This is a genomic window from Amycolatopsis sp. H20-H5 (assembly GCF_035828755.1).
GTDB lineage: Bacteria > Actinomycetota > Actinomycetes > Mycobacteriales > Pseudonocardiaceae > Amycolatopsis.
In genome coordinates this window covers 1-17,025 of sequence record NZ_JAYMZS010000155.1, presented here as the reverse complement: position 1 = coordinate 17,025, position 17,025 = coordinate 1, and the positions used below count along the sequence as shown (strand labels likewise).

General features: G+C 68.6%; 13 protein-coding genes, 1 tRNA gene and 1 pseudogene. 12 read left to right on the top strand and 3 right to left on the bottom strand.

From position 1 onward, the window contains the following. Positions 1 to 122 precede the first annotated feature (122 nt). From QMK34_RS42755 to QMK34_RS42740, 4 genes are all read left to right on the top strand, one after another. Positions 123 to 1,226 (top strand): serpin family protein, encoded by a 1,104-nt coding sequence (locus tag QMK34_RS42755; protein ID WP_326420549.1) that lies wholly within the window; start codon positions 123 to 125, stop codon positions 1,224 to 1,226. Further along, the gene (locus QMK34_RS42750; protein ID WP_326420548.1) at positions 1,223 to 2,983 is read left to right on the top strand and encodes a glycosyl transferase; all 1,761 of its coding nucleotides are present in this window, start codon (positions 1,223 to 1,225) and stop codon (positions 2,981 to 2,983) included. Before QMK34_RS42755 ends, QMK34_RS42750 begins: the two co-directional genes overlap by 4 nt. Positions 2,984 to 3,124: 141 nt before the next feature. Next, on the top strand, positions 3,125 to 4,840 hold the full coding sequence (locus QMK34_RS42745) for a glycosyl transferase (protein WP_326420550.1): 1,716 nt from the start codon (positions 3,125 to 3,127) through the stop codon (positions 4,838 to 4,840). 88 nt (positions 4,841 to 4,928) lie between these two features. After that, on the top strand, positions 4,929 to 5,495 hold the full coding sequence (locus QMK34_RS42740) for a carboxymuconolactone decarboxylase family protein (protein ID WP_326420547.1): 567 nt from the start codon (positions 4,929 to 4,931) through the stop codon (positions 5,493 to 5,495). 263 nt (positions 5,496 to 5,758) lie between these two features. Here the strand turns inward: QMK34_RS42740 and sigJ are convergent, their stop codons facing one another. Then, positions 5,759 to 6,706, bottom strand: a complete 948-nt coding sequence (gene sigJ, locus QMK34_RS42735) for an RNA polymerase sigma factor SigJ (protein ID WP_326420546.1) — start codon at positions 6,704 to 6,706, stop codon at positions 5,759 to 5,761. A gap of 42 nt (positions 6,707 to 6,748) precedes the next feature. On the opposite strand from sigJ, the gene dnaG reads away from it, so the two are divergent. Genes dnaG through QMK34_RS42720 form a run of 3 tightly spaced genes read left to right on the top strand, consistent with a single transcriptional unit; the run spans position 6,749 to position 10,019 of the window. Then, positions 6,749 to 8,668, top strand: a complete 1,920-nt coding sequence (gene dnaG, locus QMK34_RS42730; RefSeq protein ID WP_326420545.1) for a DNA primase — start codon at positions 6,749 to 6,751, stop codon at positions 8,666 to 8,668. A gap of 4 nt (positions 8,669 to 8,672) precedes the next feature. Continuing rightward, positions 8,673 to 9,194, top strand: a complete 522-nt coding sequence (locus tag QMK34_RS42725) for a hypothetical protein (RefSeq protein WP_326420544.1) — start codon at positions 8,673 to 8,675, stop codon at positions 9,192 to 9,194. A 60-nt stretch (positions 9,195 to 9,254) separates the two neighbouring features. Beyond that, positions 9,255 to 10,019, top strand: a complete 765-nt coding sequence (locus tag QMK34_RS42720; protein ID WP_326420543.1) for a trans-aconitate 2-methyltransferase — start codon at positions 9,255 to 9,257, stop codon at positions 10,017 to 10,019. A 1-nt stretch (position 10,020) separates the two neighbouring features. On the opposite strand, the gene QMK34_RS42715 is transcribed toward QMK34_RS42720, so the two are convergent. Beyond that, positions 10,021 to 10,203 carry a hypothetical protein gene (locus QMK34_RS42715; RefSeq protein ID WP_326420542.1) on the bottom strand — a complete coding sequence of 61 codons (183 nt, stop codon included), beginning with the start codon at positions 10,201 to 10,203 and terminating at the stop codon, positions 10,021 to 10,023. Between the two features lie 161 nt (positions 10,204 to 10,364). On the opposite strand from QMK34_RS42715, the gene QMK34_RS42710 reads away from it, so the two are divergent. Next, positions 10,365 to 10,437: transfer RNA gene (locus QMK34_RS42710), tRNA-Asn, on the top strand. 151 nt (positions 10,438 to 10,588) lie between these two features. Here the strand turns inward: QMK34_RS42710 and QMK34_RS42705 are convergent. Beyond that, positions 10,589 to 12,499 carry a sialidase family protein gene (locus QMK34_RS42705; RefSeq protein ID WP_326420541.1) on the bottom strand — a complete coding sequence of 637 codons (1,911 nt, stop codon included), beginning with the start codon at positions 12,497 to 12,499 and terminating at the stop codon, positions 10,589 to 10,591. Positions 12,500 to 12,838: 339 nt separating this feature from the next. On the opposite strand from QMK34_RS42705, the gene QMK34_RS42700 reads away from it, so the two are divergent. The 4 genes and pseudogenes from QMK34_RS42700 (at position 12,839) to QMK34_RS42685 (ending at position 16,992) form a co-directional block, all read left to right on the top strand. Beyond that, entirely contained in the window at positions 12,839 to 13,255 is a 417-nt protein-coding gene (locus QMK34_RS42700; RefSeq protein ID WP_326420540.1) for a VOC family protein, read from the top strand. A gap of 45 nt (positions 13,256 to 13,300) precedes the next feature. After that, positions 13,301 to 14,327: pseudogene (locus QMK34_RS42695) on the top strand (aldo/keto reductase). Positions 14,328 to 14,640: 313 nt separating this feature from the next. Beyond that, positions 14,641 to 15,792, top strand: coding sequence for an HNH endonuclease signature motif containing protein (locus tag QMK34_RS42690; RefSeq protein ID WP_326420539.1), 1,152 nt, complete (start codon positions 14,641 to 14,643; stop codon positions 15,790 to 15,792). A gap of 162 nt (positions 15,793 to 15,954) precedes the next feature. Then, the gene (locus QMK34_RS42685; RefSeq protein ID WP_326420538.1) at positions 15,955 to 16,992 is read left to right on the top strand and encodes a helix-turn-helix domain-containing protein; all 1,038 of its coding nucleotides are present in this window, start codon (positions 15,955 to 15,957) and stop codon (positions 16,990 to 16,992) included. The last annotated feature ends 33 nt before the right edge of the window (positions 16,993 to 17,025 follow it).

The following is a 17,025-nucleotide window of genomic DNA, read 5'->3' as shown; positions in this document are numbered from 1 at the left end:
CACGGCGTAACCCGCCGTGAGGGTGGCCTTCAGGGGCAATCACTCAGCGCTTGCGCCGGGACTGGCTCGCGGGTTGGTGCGGGAGGGGGGTGCGGCGGGAGGGGTCACGGTAACGTCGTCGCATGGACGTTGCCGAAAGCCACCTCCACTTCTCGCTCACGGTGCATCGGGCGCTCGCGTCAGCCGGGGAGAACGCGTGTTTCTCTCCCTACTCCGTCGCCAGCGCGCTGGGCCTGGTCGCCCAAGGCGCGCGGGGTAAGACGGCCGAAGAGCTCGTCGAGCTGCTCACCACCGAAGGCGACTTGGCGGCTCATGCCGCGCTGCTGAGCGAAGCCGCGAAGCTGGCCCAGGAGACTCACCGCGAGACACCGGTGCTCGCCGTCGCCAACACGCTGTGGGCGTGGGACCAGCTGCCGCTGGAAGACGGCTTCCGCGCCGAACTGGCAGGCTGGCCGGGCGGGAAGGTCGCGAGCGCGCCGTTCGTCGCCGAGCCCGAGGCTGCCCGCGCGCTGATCAACGACGACGTCGCGGAGACCACCCACGGGCTCATCCCCGCCCTGCTGCCGCCCGGCGCCGTCCGCGCGGACACGGTCGCCAGCCTGGTCAACGCGCTCTACCTGCGCACCGCGTGGACGTTCCGCTTCCCCGACGCAGCCACCCGCCCGGCGGACTTCCACACCCCCGCGGGCGTGCGGCAGGTGCCGACGATGCACCTCGACGAGCGGGTCGGGTACGCCCACGCCGACGGCTGGCAGGCCGTCCGGCTGGTCGCGGCCGGGGGAGTGCACGCGATCGTGCTGCTGCCCGACGGTGACCTCGCCGAGGCGGAAGCCGCGCTCGACGCGGGTGGCCTGTCCGCGCTGATCGACGGCATGGGCCCGGAGTCCGTCCGGCTCGCGCTGCCGAAGCTCGACCTGGACGTCGCCAGCCCGCTGACCGGGACGCTCGAATCCCTCGGCGTGCGCACGATGTTCACCCCGGACGCCGACCTGGGCGGCCTGTCCCCGGACCCGCGGCTGGTCGTCTCCGACGTGCTGCATCAGGCCGTCCTGCGCATCGACGAGCAGGGCCTGGAGGGCGCGGCCGCGACCGCGGTGATGATGCGCGCGGTCTCGATGATCACCTCGGAGCCGGTCGACGTCCGCGTCGACCGGCCGTTCCTGCTGCTGATCCGCCACGCGGAGACCGGCGCGGTCTACTTCCTCGCGCGCGTCGTCGCCCCGTGACGGACAGCCACCCTGGGAGACCCGGGCGCTGGGCGCTCGCGGACTCGGCGATCGCCGCCGGGTTCCTGGTGTTCACGTTGCTGCTGTTCAGCGGGCTCTGGTCCGACCTCGGCCACGGGTATCTGTGGAACGGCGGTTCGGACCAGAACCTGTGGGAGTGGTTCTTCGCCGTCACCGCGAAATCCTTGCTGCACCTGTGGAATCCGCTCACCTCGAACCTGCAGGACTACCCGCTCGGCGTGAACATGATGGCCAACACCTCGATGCTCGGGGTGTCGATCCCGCTGACGCCGGTCACCCTGACCTTCGGCCCGACGGTCACCTGGGCGGTCGTGCTCACCGGCAGCCTCGCCGGCTCCGCGACGGCCTGGTACTGGGTGTTCTCGCGCCACCTCGTGCGCCACCGGGCGGCGGCCGCGATCGGCGCCGGGTTCTGCGGGTTCGCCCCGCCGATGATCTCCCACGCCAACGCGCACCCCAACTTCGTCGCCTGGTTCGTCCTGCCGTTCATCGCGCTGAAGGTCGTCAAGCTCGCCAAGGGTGAACGCCCGGTGCGCGACGGAATCCACCTCGGCCTGCTGACGGCGTACCAGATCTTCCTCGGCGAGGAGCCGCTGCTGATCTTCGCGCTGGCCTTCGCCGTCTTCGCTGTCTGTTACCTGCTGCAGCATCGCGGCGACGTTCGCGCGATGCTGCGGCCGCTGGGCATCGGGCTGGGTGTCGGCGCCGCGCTGGCGTTCGTGCTCGTCGCTTTCCCGCTGTGGTGGCAGTTTTTCGGTCCGCAGAGCTACCAGGCGCTCGAACACGGCCCGTCCGGCAATGACGCCGCCGCGATGACGCGGTTCGCCACCCAGTCGCTCGCGGGCGACCCCACCTCGGCCGCGGACGTGTCGATCAACCGGACCGAGGAGAACGCGTTCTTCGGCTGGCCGCTGATCGTGCTGATGGTCGTGGTGACGATCTGGCTGTGGCGCGAGGCCGTCGCGCGCTCGCTGGCGATCACGATGTTCCTCATGGCCTGGCTTTCGCTGGGCGCGACACTCGTGCTGGCGCACCACGACACGGGCGTGCCGGGGCCGTGGAAACTCCTGGCGGACCTGCCGTTGTTCGAGTCCGTGCTGGAGTCCCGCTTCGCGATGGGCGCCGTACTGGCGGTCGGTGCGCTGCTCGCGCTCGCCACCGACCGTGTCTTCGCGGCCCCGGTGCCCCTTCCCGGCGCGTGGCCGCTGCCGGTCCGGCTGCTGTGGATCGGCGCGGTGGTCGCCGTGCTGCTGCCCGTCGCGCCCACCGAGCTGATCGTCAAGGAGCGCCCGCCGACCCCGGCGTTCCTCGCCGACGGCACCTGGCGCATCTACGTCGGCCCCGGCGGGACGGTCGTGCCGGTGCCGCTGGCCGGCTCCGGTGAGTCGGAGCCGCTGCACTGGCAGGTCGACGCGGGCCTGGAGTACGCCATGCCGGAGGGCTATTTCGTCGGCCCGAGCGGGCCGGGGGACAAGCGCGGCAGGTACGGCGCGGCGCAGCGGCCGACGTCCTCGCTGCTCGACGTCGTCCGCCAGACCGGTATGGCCGTGACCGTCACCGAGGCCCAGCACCAGCAGGCGCTGGACGACCTGAGGTACTGGAGAGCCGACGTGCTGATCGTCGTCCCGAGGGAACACGATGACACTTTTCGTACCACCGTGGACCAGCTGGTGCGCAAACCGGGACAATTCGTCGATGGGGTCTGGATGTGGGACGTGCGGACCATCACCCCGTAACAGCAACCTTCGCCCGAGCAAGGACGTCTGCCTGAAGTGAGCCTGGACCTGTCTGAAAGCACCCGCCCCGCGGTGGACGAGCCTCCCGTCCCCGCCCCCCGGCCATGGCCACGCCGTTTCACCGGGGCCGATGTCCTGGTCATGGGCGGTTTCCTGCTGCTGTCGCTGTATCTGTACAACGGCCTCTGGCTCGACCTCGGCCAGGGCTACCTGTGGAACAGCGCGGCCGACCAGAACCAGTGGGAGTGGTACGTCTCCGTCACCGCGAACTCGCTGCTCCACGGTGAGAACCCGCTGAGCTCGGGCCTGCAGAACGCCCCGCTCGGGGTCAACATGATGGCCAACGCCTCGATGTTCGGCCTGGCCATCCCGCTGGCGCCGATCACGCTGACCTTCGGCCCGACCGTGACCTGGGCGATCGTGCTGACCGCTGGCCTGGCAGGCACCGCCGCGGCCTGGTACTGGGTGTTCTCCCGGCACCTCGTGCGGCACCGGACCGGCGCCGCGCTCGGCGGCCTGTTCTGCGGGTTCGCGCCGCCGATGATCTCCCACGGCAACGCGCACCCGAACTTCGTCGTGCTGTTCGTGCTGCCGTTCCTCTTCCTGAAGGTCGTCCAGATCGCCAGGGGCGAGCGGCCGATCCGCAACGGCGTCCACCTCGGGCTGCTCACCGCGTTCCAGGTCGTCCTCGGCGAAGAGCCGCTGATGATCTTCGCGCTGGGTTTCCTGGTCTTCGTGCTCGCGTACTTCGCCACCCGGTTCCGTGAGTTCCCGGCGATGGTGAAACCGCTGGCCAAGGGCCTCTGCGTCGGGATCGCCGTGTTCCTCGTGCTGGTGGCTTTCCCGCTGTGGTGGCAGTTCTTCGGCCCGCAGAGCTTCCAGTCGCTGCACCACGGCCCGGCAGGCAACGACGCGGCGGCGATGACCCGGTTCGCCACCCAGTCGCTCGCGGGCGACGCCAAGGCGGCCGCCGAGGTCTCGATGAACCGCACCGAGGAGAACGCCTTCTTCGGCTGGCCGCTGATCGGGCTGATGGTCGTGCTGACGATCTGGCTCTGGCGTGAGGTGGTGGCCAGGTCGCTGGCCATTTCCATGGTCGTGATGGCGGTGCTCTCCCTCGGGGTGGAGATCAAGGCCGCGCAGGAGGACACCGGCATCCCCGGGCCGTGGAAATGGCTCGCCCACCTGCCGCTGCTCGACTCCCTGCTGGAGTCGCGCCTGGCGATGGCCGCCATCCCGGCGATCGGCGCCCTGCTCGCGATCGCCGTCGAGCGCGTGGCCACCGTGGCCGACACCCTGCCCGCACCGGCCGAAGGACAGCGCGCGTTCCCGCTGCGGCTGCTGTGGCTGGGCGTGATCGGGGCCGTCCTGCTGCCCATCGCCCCGACCCCGCTGGTGGTCAAGACGCGCCCGTCGAGCCCCGCGTTCTTCACCCAGGGCACCTGGCGGACCTACGTCGACCCCGGCGGCACGGTGGTGCCGGTGCCGCTGGTCAGCACCGGCGAATCCGAGCCGCTGCACTGGCAGCTGGACGCGGGCCTGGGCTATTCGATGCCCGAGGGCTACTTCGTCGGCCCGAGCGGGCCCGACGACCCCCGCGGCCGCTACGGCGCCGACCCGCGCCCGACGTCGAAGCTGTTCGAGCAGGTGCGCAAGTCCGGGGACATCCCGCCGGTCAACGACACCCAGCGCGCCGAAGCGTTGCGGGACCTGAGGTACTGGAACGCGGACGTGCTCGTCCTCATCCCCCGCGACAACGACAACGCGCTGCGCGGCACGGTGGATCTGCTGCTGCGCAAGCCGGGCCAGTTCGTCGAGGGCGTCTGGGTGTGGGACGTCCGGGCCGTCACGCCGTAGCAGCGGGAGACCTCCGTGCGGAACGCTCTTGTCACAACCGGGTCCGCCGTCTCGTCCTCCTGGTAACCGCCAGAAAGAGGAGGACACCATGGCCCGCATCCCCGCGGTCACCACCGCTCAGGCCGGACCGCTGCTCAAGTTGCTCTACCGGTTCGCGGTCAGGCGCTACGGCGCCGTCCCCGAGCCGTTCGCGATCATGGCGCACCACCCCGGCCTCCTGCGTACGGGCGGGGTGCACGAGCTGCTCGTGGAGAAGGCCGCGAAGACGTTGCCAGCCAACGTGCGGGAGCTCGCGCAGTTCCGGGTGGCGACGCGGCTCGGTTGCTCGTGGTGCGTCGACTTCGCCACCATGCTGCAGCTGCACAGCGGCCTCGACATCGAGCGGCTGAAGTCGATCGACGACTATGCGACTTCGCCCGCGTTCAGTGCGGGGGAGCGACTCGCGCTCGCGTACGCCGACGCGATGACGACCTCGCCGGTGACGGTCACCGGCGAGCAGACCACCGCGCTGGAACGGGAGTTCGGCCGCAAGGGCCTGCTCGAACTGACGTACCTGGTCGCCCTGGAGAACATGCGCGGCCGCATCAACACCGCGCTGGAGGTCACCGCCCAGGGCTTCACCTCGGGCGACGCCTGCCAAGTCCCCATGCCCTGACCTGACCCCGCACGTCCGCTCGCGACTCGTCGACGAGTCGCGGGTCCGACCGCGGGGGGGAGGCGTGGAATCGGAGTTCGGACGGACGCGGTGGAGGGGCCGCGGGCGCGAAGGTGAACGTGGAACTCGCACGCCTGAGTGTGGGACTCGCCGCACGGCGCGCAGTTCCTCCGCGAGTCCCACACTCAGGGGGCCGAGTCCCACACTCGAGCGAATCAGACCACGCTCCACCAACACCCCCGAAGAACTACCGAAAGTGACCGCTAAGAGGGCGTCTGATGCGTGAGGGTGGTCAGCTTGTCGGGGTTGGCCACGTCGTAGATCGCGTCGATCCGGCCGTCGTGCACCACGAAACAGGTGACGTGACTGTCGAGCGCCTGGTAGCCGCCGCTCGCGGGCCGGGCGGGGAGGTGGAGCCCGATGTCACCGTTGACCAGCACCGGCGCGAACGCGGTGAGCGCGGCCGGGTCGTACAGCCGGAGCAGTCCCTGGAAGAGCCTGAACAGCTTGTCCACACCGGCGATGCTGCGCAGCGCCGTCTTGGCCTTGCCGCCGCCGTCGCCGACGAACACGACGTCCGGGTGCAGCACCTCGGCCACCGCGCGGACGTCCCCGGCCAGCACCGCGGCCAGGAAGCGCTCGATCAGCCGCTGCTGCTCGGCGGGCGCCGCCCGGGGCGGCGGGTCGGCGTCGGCCACCGCCCGGCGGCCGCGGGAGCCGTGCTGGCGGGCGGCGTCCGGCGTGCAGCCGAGGATGCCGGCGATCTCACCGAACGGCACCGCGAACGCGTGGTGCAGCACGAACGCGACGCGCTGCTCGGGGTTGAGCTTGTCGAGCACCACCATCGCGGCCATCCGCATGCCGTCGTCGCGCACCGCCACGGCGAGCGGGTCCTCCGACAACGGCGAACCCAGTGGCGCGACGACCGGCTCGGGCAGCCACGAGCCGACGTACCGCTCGCGCCGCACCGCCGCCGAGCGCAGCCGGTCCAGGCAGATCCGGCTGACGACGGTGGTCAGCCAGCCTTTGCGGTCCTCGATCGCGGCGCGGCGCGGCTCGTCCAGCCCGCTCAACCGGAGCCAGGACTCCTGCACGGCGTCCTCGGCGTCGGCCATCGTGCCGGTCAGGCGGTAGGCGACCGAGACCAGTTGCGGCCGCAGGGCGGCGAATTCCCCGGCCAGCGCGGTCAGCGCGGGTGACGTGCTGCTCATAGGACGAGTGTGCCGCACCCCGCCGGGACGGGGAGAACTAGAGTGGCAGGCGTGGCGGGACTGATTCGGGAGAGCGACATCGCGGAGGTGCGCGAGCGCAACCGGATCGACGAGGTCGTGGCGGACTACGTGGCCCTGCGCAGCGCGGGCGGCGGCAGCCTGAAGGGGTTGTGCCCCTTCCACAACGAGAAGACCCCGTCGTTCAACGTGCGTCCCTCGCATGGCACCTTCCACTGCTTCGGCTGCGGCGAGGGCGGCGACGTCATCAAGTTCGTCCAGAAGATCGACCTGATCTCGTTCGTCGAGTCCGTCGAGCGGCTGGCCGACCGGGTCGGCTTCCGGCTCACCTACGAGGGTGGCGGCGGCAGTGTCCAGCGCGACCGCGGCACCCGGTCGAGGCTGATCGAGGCGCACCGCGCGGCCCAGGAGTTCTACGCCGAGCAGCTGGCCACCCCGGACGCGCGCGCGGCCAGGGACTTCCTGTCCGAGCGCGGGTTCGACGCCTCCGCCGCGAAGACGTTCGGCTGCGGATTCGCCCCCAGCGGCTGGGACAAACTGACCAAGACCCTGCTCAACCGCGGGTTCGAGGTCAAGGAGCTGCTGGCGTCCGGGCTGACCAAGGAGGGCCAGCGCGGGCCGATCGACCGGTTCCACCGGCGGCTGGTGTGGCCGATCCGCGACGTCGGCAACGAGGTCGTCGGCTTCGGCGCGCGGCGGCTGTTCGACGACGACCGCATCGAGGCGAAGTACCTCAACACCTCGGAGACGTCGATCTACAAGAAGTCGCATGTGATGTTCGGCCTCGACCTGGCCAAACGCGAGATCGCGAAGCGGCACCAGGTGGTCGTGGTCGAGGGCTACACCGACGTGATGGCGATGCACGCGGCAGGCGTGCCGACGGCCGTGGCGTCCTCGGGCACGGCGTTCGGCGAGGACCACATGAAGGTCCTGCGGCGGTTGATGATGGACGACGACGCGTTCCGCGGCGAGGTCATCTTCACCTTCGACGGCGACGAGGCCGGGCAGAAAGCGGCGCTCAAGGCGTTCGAGGGCGATCAGACCTTCGCCGGGCAGACGTACATCGCGGTCGCGCCCGACGGCATGGATCCGTGTGAACTCCGGCTCGCCAAGGGCGATACCGCCGTCCGCGACCTGGTCGCGCGGCGGATCCCGCTGTTCGAGTTCGCGATCAAGAGCTCGCTGAAATCCTTCGACCTCGACTCCGTCGACGGCCAGGTCCAGGCGCTGCAGAAGACCGTGCCGATGGTGGCGAACATCAAGGACCGCGCGAGTCGTGACGGGTACGCCTCGAAGCTGGCCTGGTGGGTCGGCTGGCAGGACGTCGCCCAGGTGGTCAACCGCGTCCGCGGCAGCGCGGGCGCGACGGCGAAGCGCGGCGGCCCGCCGCTGCGCCGTCCCCAGCAGGACCCGGCGGCCGCGGCGGCCGCCGCGGCCGAGCACGAGATCCCGCGTCCCGCCCCGGGCGATCCACGCTTCACCGCCCAGCGCGAGGCGCTCAAGGCCGCTTTGCAGCAGCCCGCGATCGCAGGCCCGGAGTACGACGCGCTGCCCGAAGAGGCCTTCACCCATCCGGTGTATGTCGCGGTCCACCGGGCCGTGCTCGCCGCGGGCGGCGCTGCTTCGGGGCTGACCGGCCCCGCGCTGCTCGACGCGGCGGCCCCGCACTGTCCACAAGGGACACCTCGCCGGGTGCTCAGCGAACTGTCGGTGGAACCCTTGCGCGCCAAGGGCGAGGTCGACTCCCGCTACATCTCCGCGGTGCTCTCGGCGGTGCAGGAGAGCCTCGTCGGCCGTCAGATCGGCGAGATCAAATCGAAGCTGCAACGGCTGTCGCCGATCGAGGCGCCGGACGACTACCGCGCGCTGTTCGGCGACCTGGTCGCGCTGGAGCAGTATCGGAAGGCGTTGCGGAACCAAGCGGCGAGCGGCGGATTGGTATAGCGACATGGGCTGGCTGAAACAGCTGCTGGGCGACCGCGTCCCGGACGGGTTCACCGGGACGCTCGACGCGGGGGAGCACGCGGTGGGCAGCGTGGCGGTCGAGGGCGGCGGGTATCTCGTCGTCACCCCGCTGGGGCTGTGGATTCCCGACGGCGAAGGCGTCCGCCGGGTCGGCTGGCACCTGGTCGGCAAGGCCACCTGGGCCGACGGGGTGTTCACGCTGACCGAGTCCGAGGAGACCGGGAAGGCGGGTTCGGCGGTCCTGCTGGCCGATCGGACACCGGTCGCGTTCCGGCTGACCGCGCCGTCGAAGGTGCCGCAGCTGGTGCGCCAGCGCGTGGACGGCTCCATCCGCGCCCGGTACCGCAAGGAGTTCGACGGCGGCGGCGCCTGGTTCGTGCACCGCAAGGTGTCCGGGACCGACGGCTCGATCCTGCAGGCCAGGCCCGATTTCGGCACCGATGTCGCGTTGGTGGCGGCGATCGCGGAGGAAGCCGCCGCGAAGCTGGCGAATCCCGGGAGCTAGCAGTACGCTCGTACTGTATCCAGCGGTACGGATGTACTGTTTGTCCTTCTGGGAGGCGCCATGTGGGATCCCGCGAAGTACCTCGACTACGCCGACCTGCGCGGCAGGCCGTTCTACGACCTGCTCGCCCGTGTCCCCGTCACCCGGCCGAGGCGGGTGGCCGACCTGGGTTGCGGCCCCGGCAATCTGACTGTCGACCTGTCGAAACGCTGGCCCGACGCGATCATCGAGGCGAGTGACAGCTCGCCGGAGATGGTCGAAGCGGCCCGCGGCAGGGGCCTCGACGCCCAGGTGGTGGACGTCCGTGACTGGACGCCCCGGCCGGACACCGACCTGCTGCTTTCCAACGCCGTCCTGCAGTGGGTCCCCAACCACCGCGAGCTGCTCCCGCGCTGGGTCGCGCAGCTGCCGTCCGGTGCGGTGATCGCCTGCCAGGTCCCCGGAAATTTCGCCGCCCCCTCGCACTCGCTGGTCCGCGAACTGGCCGCGACGCCCGAGTGGGCTCCCCGGCTCGCCGATGTCGTGTTCCGCGAGGACGAAACCGTCGACACCCCGCAGGGTTACGGCGAGCTGCTCGCCGGCGCGGGTTGCGCTGTCGACGCGTGGGAAACGACGTACCTGCAACGGCTCGCCGGACCGGACGCGGTGCTGGAATGGATCACCGGCACCGCGCTCCGGCCCGTCAAGGCGGCACTGGACGAGGAGGCCTGGCAGCGCTTCCGCGACCGGCTGGCCCCGATGCTCGACGACGCCTACCCGCCCCGTGGCGACGGCACGACCTGGTTCGCGTTCCGCCGGATCTTCTTCGTTGCCACTATCGGGTGATTCACCGCTGGAAACGGCCGCCGAACTTCTCGCCAAGCTTCGCGCGGGCCACCCCGGCGCCGCCTTGGACCAGGGGGTGGTCGGCGATCTTGCGGTACGTCCGCACGATCTGCTCGTACCGCCCCCGGCCCGCCTTCGCGCCCAGCACGTAGCCCGCGGCCACGCCCAGCAGGAACTTCTTCATCCGTGTCCACGCCTCCCTGTCGATCTTGCCCTGCCTCCATTGTCCCCCAAACCGGCTCCGGGCGGTGGCCTTCGGGAAGAGGGGGGTACCTCACAGCGACCTGGTGGCATGGGCTAAAGTTCTTCTCGTTGGACGGAGCGATCCGAACAGCAGAGCGACGTTCCCCTGTAGCTCAACTGGCAGAGCATTCGGCTGTTAACCGGAGGGTTCTTGGTTCGAGTCCAAGCGGGGGAGCAAGAAGGCCCAGGTCACACGACCTGGGCCTTCCTTATTGTCTCGAACCCTGCGGGCTCGATGGGCACTTAACGGGCACTTTCGCGCCGGGTGCCAGACGTTCGAGCAACCCCGCAGCCGTCAGGTCGTGGTCGCTGGCGTCCTTGTCAGGTCAGTGGAGATCGACGGCGGTGATGTAGGTGTCCTGGTCGTTGGCGATCGAGGCGTTGGGCGCGCCGGCTTGGCAGGTTCGTGGCGGGTTGGCCGGGGTGCCGGTTCCTGGGCAGAGGAACAGGTCGACCGGGCGGGTGTCGGACCAGACCGGGTAGGCGGTGCGGCTGGTGACGGCGATTCCGGCGTAGTCGCCGTAGAAGGTGCCGTTGAACTGGGTGGGTGGTGGCATGCTGCCCGACGTCGCTCGGGTGTGGGTGAAGGCGGTGCCGCCGCGGGAGGTGGACACGGTGATGTCGGAGAAACCGGTGTTCTCGTCCGAGCCGTATCGGCGGTCGTAGTAGCTGACCGCGAAGGTGCCGTCCGGGCTGAACGCGGCTCCTTGCCAGAACTGGTCGGTGCGGGCCTGTCCGTTCCCGGTGGTCACCACGGGAAGCTGCCGGACGTCGGTGCCGGTACCGGTGAACGTGGCTCCGGAATTGTCGGAGGTGGACAGCACGATGTCGTTGTTGCAGGTTCCGGTCTTTACTCCGGTGTAGAGGTTGAGCGCGGTCGCGGGGTTGATCCCGGCGGGCGTGCAGCCGGTGTTTTCGTTGGAGTTGCGGTTGAGGTAGGAGCCGTGGGTGACGATGATCCGGTGGGGGTGCTGGGGGTCCACGGCGCCGATGGGGTAGTTGCTCGCGCGGAAGATCGAGTTGGCCGAGGGGCCCTTTTCCGGGACGCAGGCCCGACCGGGGTCCTGGCCGTTCTGGTAGGCGGCGCAGTCGGGGAGTTCGTTGTAGGTCGAGACGAGGACGGGCGCGGTGAAGCTCTGCCCGCCGTCGGCCGACCGGGACAGCAGGACCTGGCTGTGGTTGTCGGTAGGTGTGGTCAGCGCGTTGTTGAAGTTGTCGTAGACGACGTACAGCGCGCCGTCGGGGCCGACGAAGGGTTGTGAGTCCTGGTTCTGGGTGCACCGTCCCCGCGGGGTGGGGGCGCCCAGGCCGTTCGGGCACAGCGCGCTGTCGGCGCTGACCAGGACCGGTGCGGAGAAGGTTTCGCCGTAGTCGGCGGAGTAGGCCTCGTAGATGTAGGCGGTGCCGTCGTCGGCGAAGGTGGTCCAGGACAGGTATACGCGGTCGCGGTACGGGCTGCGGACGTTGTTGTCGACGGTCAGCAGTTGTTTGTCGAGCAGGAAGTTCCCGGCTCCGGCGGTGTCGTTGTGGGTGGCGACGGGTCGGCCGGTGAAGTTCCAGGACGCCCCGTTGGTGCCGGTGGAGCGGTATACGAGGAACGCGCTGGACTGGTCGGGGTTGGGTGACGTCGCCGCGCCGCGGTTGAACACCTGGCACGACAGGTAGGCGTTGCCGCGGGAGTCCCAGGCGACAGAGGTGTCGCCGCCGCTTTGCCAGTACTCCCTGGGTGTGCCGCCGAAGTCCGCGCCCCGGACGAAGCCGTTGGGGGTGGTGGCGTCGGCCCAGGTGCGGGCCCCGTCGAGCGAGTAGGTCACGCCACAGGTGCCGTCGCCGCGCCGGTAGTCGTTGTAGCTGGAGATGACGTGCTGCGGATTGTTCGGGTCGGCCGCCGCCCAGGTCTCGTTCTGCGACTGCCCTCGTCCCTGCAGGTCCGCGTCGGTGAGGTTGAGGCAGTTCTGGTTGACCTTGACGTTCGCGCCGAACTGGTTCACACACGCGCTCGCGGCCGCCGGTGTGGCGGTGCCCGCTGCCGCGCGCCGGGCGATGTTGGCGGGGTCTTCGCCGTTGAGGACGGTGGACATCAGGCCGGAGACGTGGCGTTGCTGGACGGGGCTGAGCGCGGTGAAGCCGAACGGTTGCGCGGTGGCGGTGGGTACCGCGAACAGGCTCAGCGCGACAACGCCGAGAATGGTGACGCCGATGGTGGGGACGGTGAGTGGACGGGGCCTACGCGGCATTGCGCGCTCCCTTGCTCGAACGGACAGGGTCCGGCGACGGACCAGCCACACGAGACCATCGTGCCTTGGCACGCCGCCACTTCTGTCGGCTCGCGAACCAGGATCGTTACCAAGCAACGACAAACGCGCTGTCCACTGTGGAAAAGGGTTAACGCAAGGCAAAGTGTTAGCCCATTCGCGAGGACGGTATCGCGTCCCGATGGGCGACATCGCGGCGCACGGTGCGCCCGGAGGGGGCGAGACGTCGACAGCGCCGTGAGAAGAGGTCCAAAACTGACCTCTTCTCCTGCGAGAGTCGTGGTTGTCAGCAAGCCCCCGCCCCGTATCAAAGAGCACCTCATGACCGTCAGCGTCACCCACCTGAACTTCCGCGGTGACGTCCGCGCAGCACTCGAGTTCTACCAGTCCGTGTTCGGCGGCGATCTGATGATCATCACCAACGAGGACATGGGGATCGTCGAGGACCCGTCCGAGGCGAAGCAGGTGAAGTGGGGCCAGGTCGCCGCCGAGAACGGCTTCCGCGTCATGGCCTACGACGTACCGGCTGCCCAGTCGTGGAGTGCGGGCGAGATCCCGTTCTTCATCTCGCTGCGCGGGGACACGGCCGAGGAGATCACCGTGCTGTGGGAGAAGCTCGCCAAGGGTTCGACCGTCGTGGAACCGCCGGCGCAGTGGGTGCCCCTCTACGGGATGCTCAAGGACAGTTTCGGCATCACCTGGGTCGTGGACGTCGTCAGCCCCCACGCCGCTTCCTGATCATGCCCTGTCCGCGAATTCAGCATCGAAGGGAACGGCATCATCATGAAGACGCGCACGCTGGGGCGGACCGGAATCCGGGTCAGCCCTTACTGTCTGGGCACCATGATGTTCGGTGTCGTGGGCAACAAGGACCAGGACGACTGTGTCCGGATCATCCACCGTGCCCTCGATTCCGGGATCAACTTCATCGACACCGCGGACGTGTCCTCCTACGGCGAGTCCGAGGAAATCGTCGGCACGGCGGTGAAAGGACGTCGCGACGACGTCGTGCTCGCCACCAAGGTCAACGGCCGGGTGGGTGAGGACTCCAACCAGGCCAGCAGCTCTCGGCGCTGGATCGTCACCGAGGTCGAGAACCCCCTGCGCCGCCTGCAGACCGACTACATCGACCTCTACCAGGTCAGCCACCCCGACCCCGACAATCGAGGTGACGCTCTCCGCGCTCACCGACCTGATGCGCACTGGCAAGGTGCGCGCGATCGGCTCGTCGAACTTCCCGGCCACGGAGATCGTCGAAGCCCAGTGGGTGGCCGAGAAACGGGGACTGGCACGCTTCCGCACCGAGCAGCCCCCGTACTCGATCCTCAACCGCGGGATCGAACGTGAGGTCTTACCCACCTGCCAGCGCTACGGCATGGGCGCGCTGGTGTGGGGCCCGCTGGGGATGAGCCTGCTCACCGGCCGCTACCGCAAGGGCCGGCCCCCGGTTCAAAACGCGCGGACACACTGGGTTCCCCAGCACATGACCGACGAACGCACCCTCGATGTCGTCGAACGGCTCATCCCGCTGGCCGCGGAGGCCGGTCTGCCGATGACCCACCTGGCGATGGCGTTCGCGGTGACCCGTCCGGGCGTCACCTCGGCGATCCTCGGGCCCCGCACCATGGAACACCTCGACGACCTCCTCGCCGGCGCCCACATCACCCTGGACGACGACCTCCTCGACCGGATCGACCAGATAGCACCGCCCGGCACCGACATCGGCCCACTCGACGTGTCCTACACACCGCCTGCCATCACCCGGCCGGTGCTACGCAGGCGATCGGCCGACGAGCGCGGGGCGGCGTGACCCGGTGATCGGCGGCGCCCCTGCGCAACGGGTCGCCGAACGCGGCGTCGGCCTCACCCATGATCCGGCCACAGTGGACACCGACCCTCGAGAGCACTTTGGTCGTTCGTGCCACGACTGGTCGCGCCCGTCCTGATTGAGGCTTTCGACCGGGATCTAGGGCGGGTGTCCTCGCGGTGGTCCTCCGTTCTTTCACGAGATTGTTATTGTGTAAGGGTTTCTGACGTTGCCGGAAAAAGTTGGTCAGTCGTACCTGAACGGGTGGTGAATCGAACAAATGTTCGGGTAGAGTGAGGGTATGAGTGTCGATGAGATGATGCCGGTGTGGCAGCTTTCCGATGGGGAGCTGACTGCTGGGCTTCTTGCTGTCGAACGGGATTTGTGTCGTGTGTATGCGCGGATGCTGGATCTCGTCGGTGACATCGACAAGCGCGGTTTGTCTGTGGAGAAGGGTTTCCGTGACACGGCGACGATGCTGGCGCTGTCGTTGCGGGTGTCGAAGAGGGAAGCCTCCGCTCGTGTCGCTCAGGCTACTGCGGTGCTTCCGTTGATGCGGAAGGCGTTGGAGTCCGGCGAGATCAACCGGGAACATGCCCACGAGATCGAGCACGTCCTCTCGCAGGCTCCTGACTCAGTGTCGGCGGAGGAGGTCGCGGCGCACGAGGCCACTCTGGTCGAGTTGTCGCAGCAGGCGATCCCCACCACCGTCCGGAAGGTCGGTCGGCGGGTGCTGGGGTACTGGGATGTGCTGGACAAGAAGCCGGAGGATCGTGAGCGGGACCTGTCCCGGCCCCACCGGGAGTTTCGCTACTCGTTCACGCGTGATGGTCGGATGAAGTACTCGGGTGAGTTTGATCCTGAGGCCGGGCATTTCGCGGAGAACATGCTGATTCCGTTGGCGAAGCCTGATCCGGTTGATGTGTTCGGTAACCGGGATCCGCGGACGGCGGCGCAGCGTCACGGTGATGCGCTGGCGGCGATCTTCGACCTCGCCGGACGCTCCCCCGACCTACCGGTCAAGGCCGGTGAACGGGCCGTCGTCACGGTGACGATCGGACTGGAAGAGCTGGAACGCCGCGCAGGCATAGTCATACTCGACGGATACGGCGCCATGAGTGTGAGTCAATTGCGGCGGATGTGCTGCGACGCGAAAGCCGTACCAGCGGTACTGAACGGTGCCAGTGAAGTCCTCGACTTGGGCCGCGCGGTCCGGACGGCGACTCCGGCGCAACGCCGGGCGTTGATCATCCGGGATCGTGGGTGTACCGGTCCGGGGTGTTCACGAGGCCCGAAATGGGCAACGCCACACCACATTGTGCACTGGAGTGATCCTGGTGGTGTCGGAGGCCCGACGGATATCGTCAATCTCGGGCTTGCCTGCGAGAGACATCACCACCTGCTTCATCATGGTGGGTGGGATATGCGGTTGCGTAACGGAATCATCGAATGGATCCCGCCTGCGTAGCTGGATCCGGAACGAAGACCCATCCGCAACACCGCACACGACCCACCCCGGACCAAGTAACGGTGTGCGAAGACTAGTAGTGTGTCGCTGCTTAGTTATGGTGCGTGTGGCTGGGAAGCTGTTGTCTGGCAGGTCTTTTCCTGCCGGACAAGGATGGTTGTGGTGTCTTCAGAGTTGAAGTGGCCGGTCACGTTGTCGGCGCGGGATCGTGAAGAGTTGTTTCGGCTGAGCACCACGGGTGTGCATTCGGCATCGGTGATCAGGCGGGCGCGGGTGCTGCTCGCGTTGGACACCTCGGTGGGTGAGGTCGATGCGAAGGAAGTGATCGCGGCCCGGCTCGGGGTCTCGGGCGAGATGCTGCGACTGGTCGCCAAGCGGTTCGCCGAGACCGGCGGCGATGTCCTTGCCACGATCTCGCGCAAGAAGCGCGATCTTCCGCCGGTGCCGTCCCCGGTGACCGGTGAGGTCGAGGCCCGGCTGATCGCCCTGGCGTGCTCACAACCGCCACCGGGGCATGCCCGATGGTCGTTGCGGTTGCTGGAAAAACACGTCGAACTCACCGAGGACATTCCGAACCTGGACCACTCCACCATCGGCCGGGTCTTAAAAAAAACGGAACTGCGCCCTCATCTGAGGAAGTGCTGGAACATCCCGCCACGAGCGAACGCCGAGTTCGCCGCCCGCAGGGAAGACGTCCTATCCGTCTACGCCCGGCCACACAATCCCGCCCGCCCGGTCGTGTGCAGGGACGAAAAACCCTTCCAGCTACTCGGCCACGTCCGCGACCCGCTCCCCGCCCGCCCAGGCTGCGATGCCTGCCAGGACAGCGAATACGTCCGGTGCGGCACCTGCTCGATCTTCGTGTGGACAGAACCACTACCAGGGTGGCGTCGCGTACACGCCCTGGCTCAACGCACCAAAGTCGACTGGGCCAGTCAGGTCAAAGGAACTACTGACCGTGGACTATCCCGACGTCGAGACCGTGGTGCTGGTCATGGACAACCTCGGGCACCCACGGCATCGCCTCGCTCTACGAAGCCTTCGCGCCCGACGAGGCCTTCTCTCTGGCCCAACGCCTGGAGATCCACCACACCCCCAAACACGGGTCCTGGCTCAACATCGCCGTGCGACACGAAGTCGCATGAGTACAGCAGCATGCATCGAAGGAGGTTCGACGTGATGTCGACGTTGAAGATGTAGTGCCCGGTCCAGTGCGCAAGGACCGTCCTCGCC

Coding starts and splice junctions, on each gene's coding strand:
- QMK34_RS42755 (WP_326420549.1), top strand. CDS start 123: ATGGACGTTGCCGAAAGCCACCTCCACTTCTCGCTCACGGTGCATCGG.
- QMK34_RS42740 (WP_326420547.1), top strand. CDS start 4,929: ATGGCCCGCATCCCCGCGGTCACCACCGCTCAGGCCGGACCGCTGCTC.
- QMK34_RS42720 (WP_326420543.1), top strand. CDS start 9,255: ATGTGGGATCCCGCGAAGTACCTCGACTACGCCGACCTGCGCGGCAGG.
- sigJ (WP_326420546.1), bottom strand. CDS start 6,706: ATGAGCAGCACGTCACCCGCGCTGACCGCGCTGGCCGGGGAATTCGCC.
- QMK34_RS42745 (WP_326420550.1), top strand. CDS start 3,125: ATGGGCGGTTTCCTGCTGCTGTCGCTGTATCTGTACAACGGCCTCTGG.
- QMK34_RS42715 (WP_326420542.1), bottom strand. CDS start 10,203: ATGAAGAAGTTCCTGCTGGGCGTGGCCGCGGGCTACGTGCTGGGCGCG.
- QMK34_RS42690 (WP_326420539.1), top strand. CDS start 14,641: ATGATGCCGGTGTGGCAGCTTTCCGATGGGGAGCTGACTGCTGGGCTT.
- QMK34_RS42700 (WP_326420540.1), top strand. CDS start 12,839: ATGACCGTCAGCGTCACCCACCTGAACTTCCGCGGTGACGTCCGCGCA.
- QMK34_RS42705 (WP_326420541.1), bottom strand. CDS start 12,499: ATGCCGCGTAGGCCCCGTCCACTCACCGTCCCCACCATCGGCGTCACC.
- QMK34_RS42725 (WP_326420544.1), top strand. CDS start 8,673: ATGGGCTGGCTGAAACAGCTGCTGGGCGACCGCGTCCCGGACGGGTTC.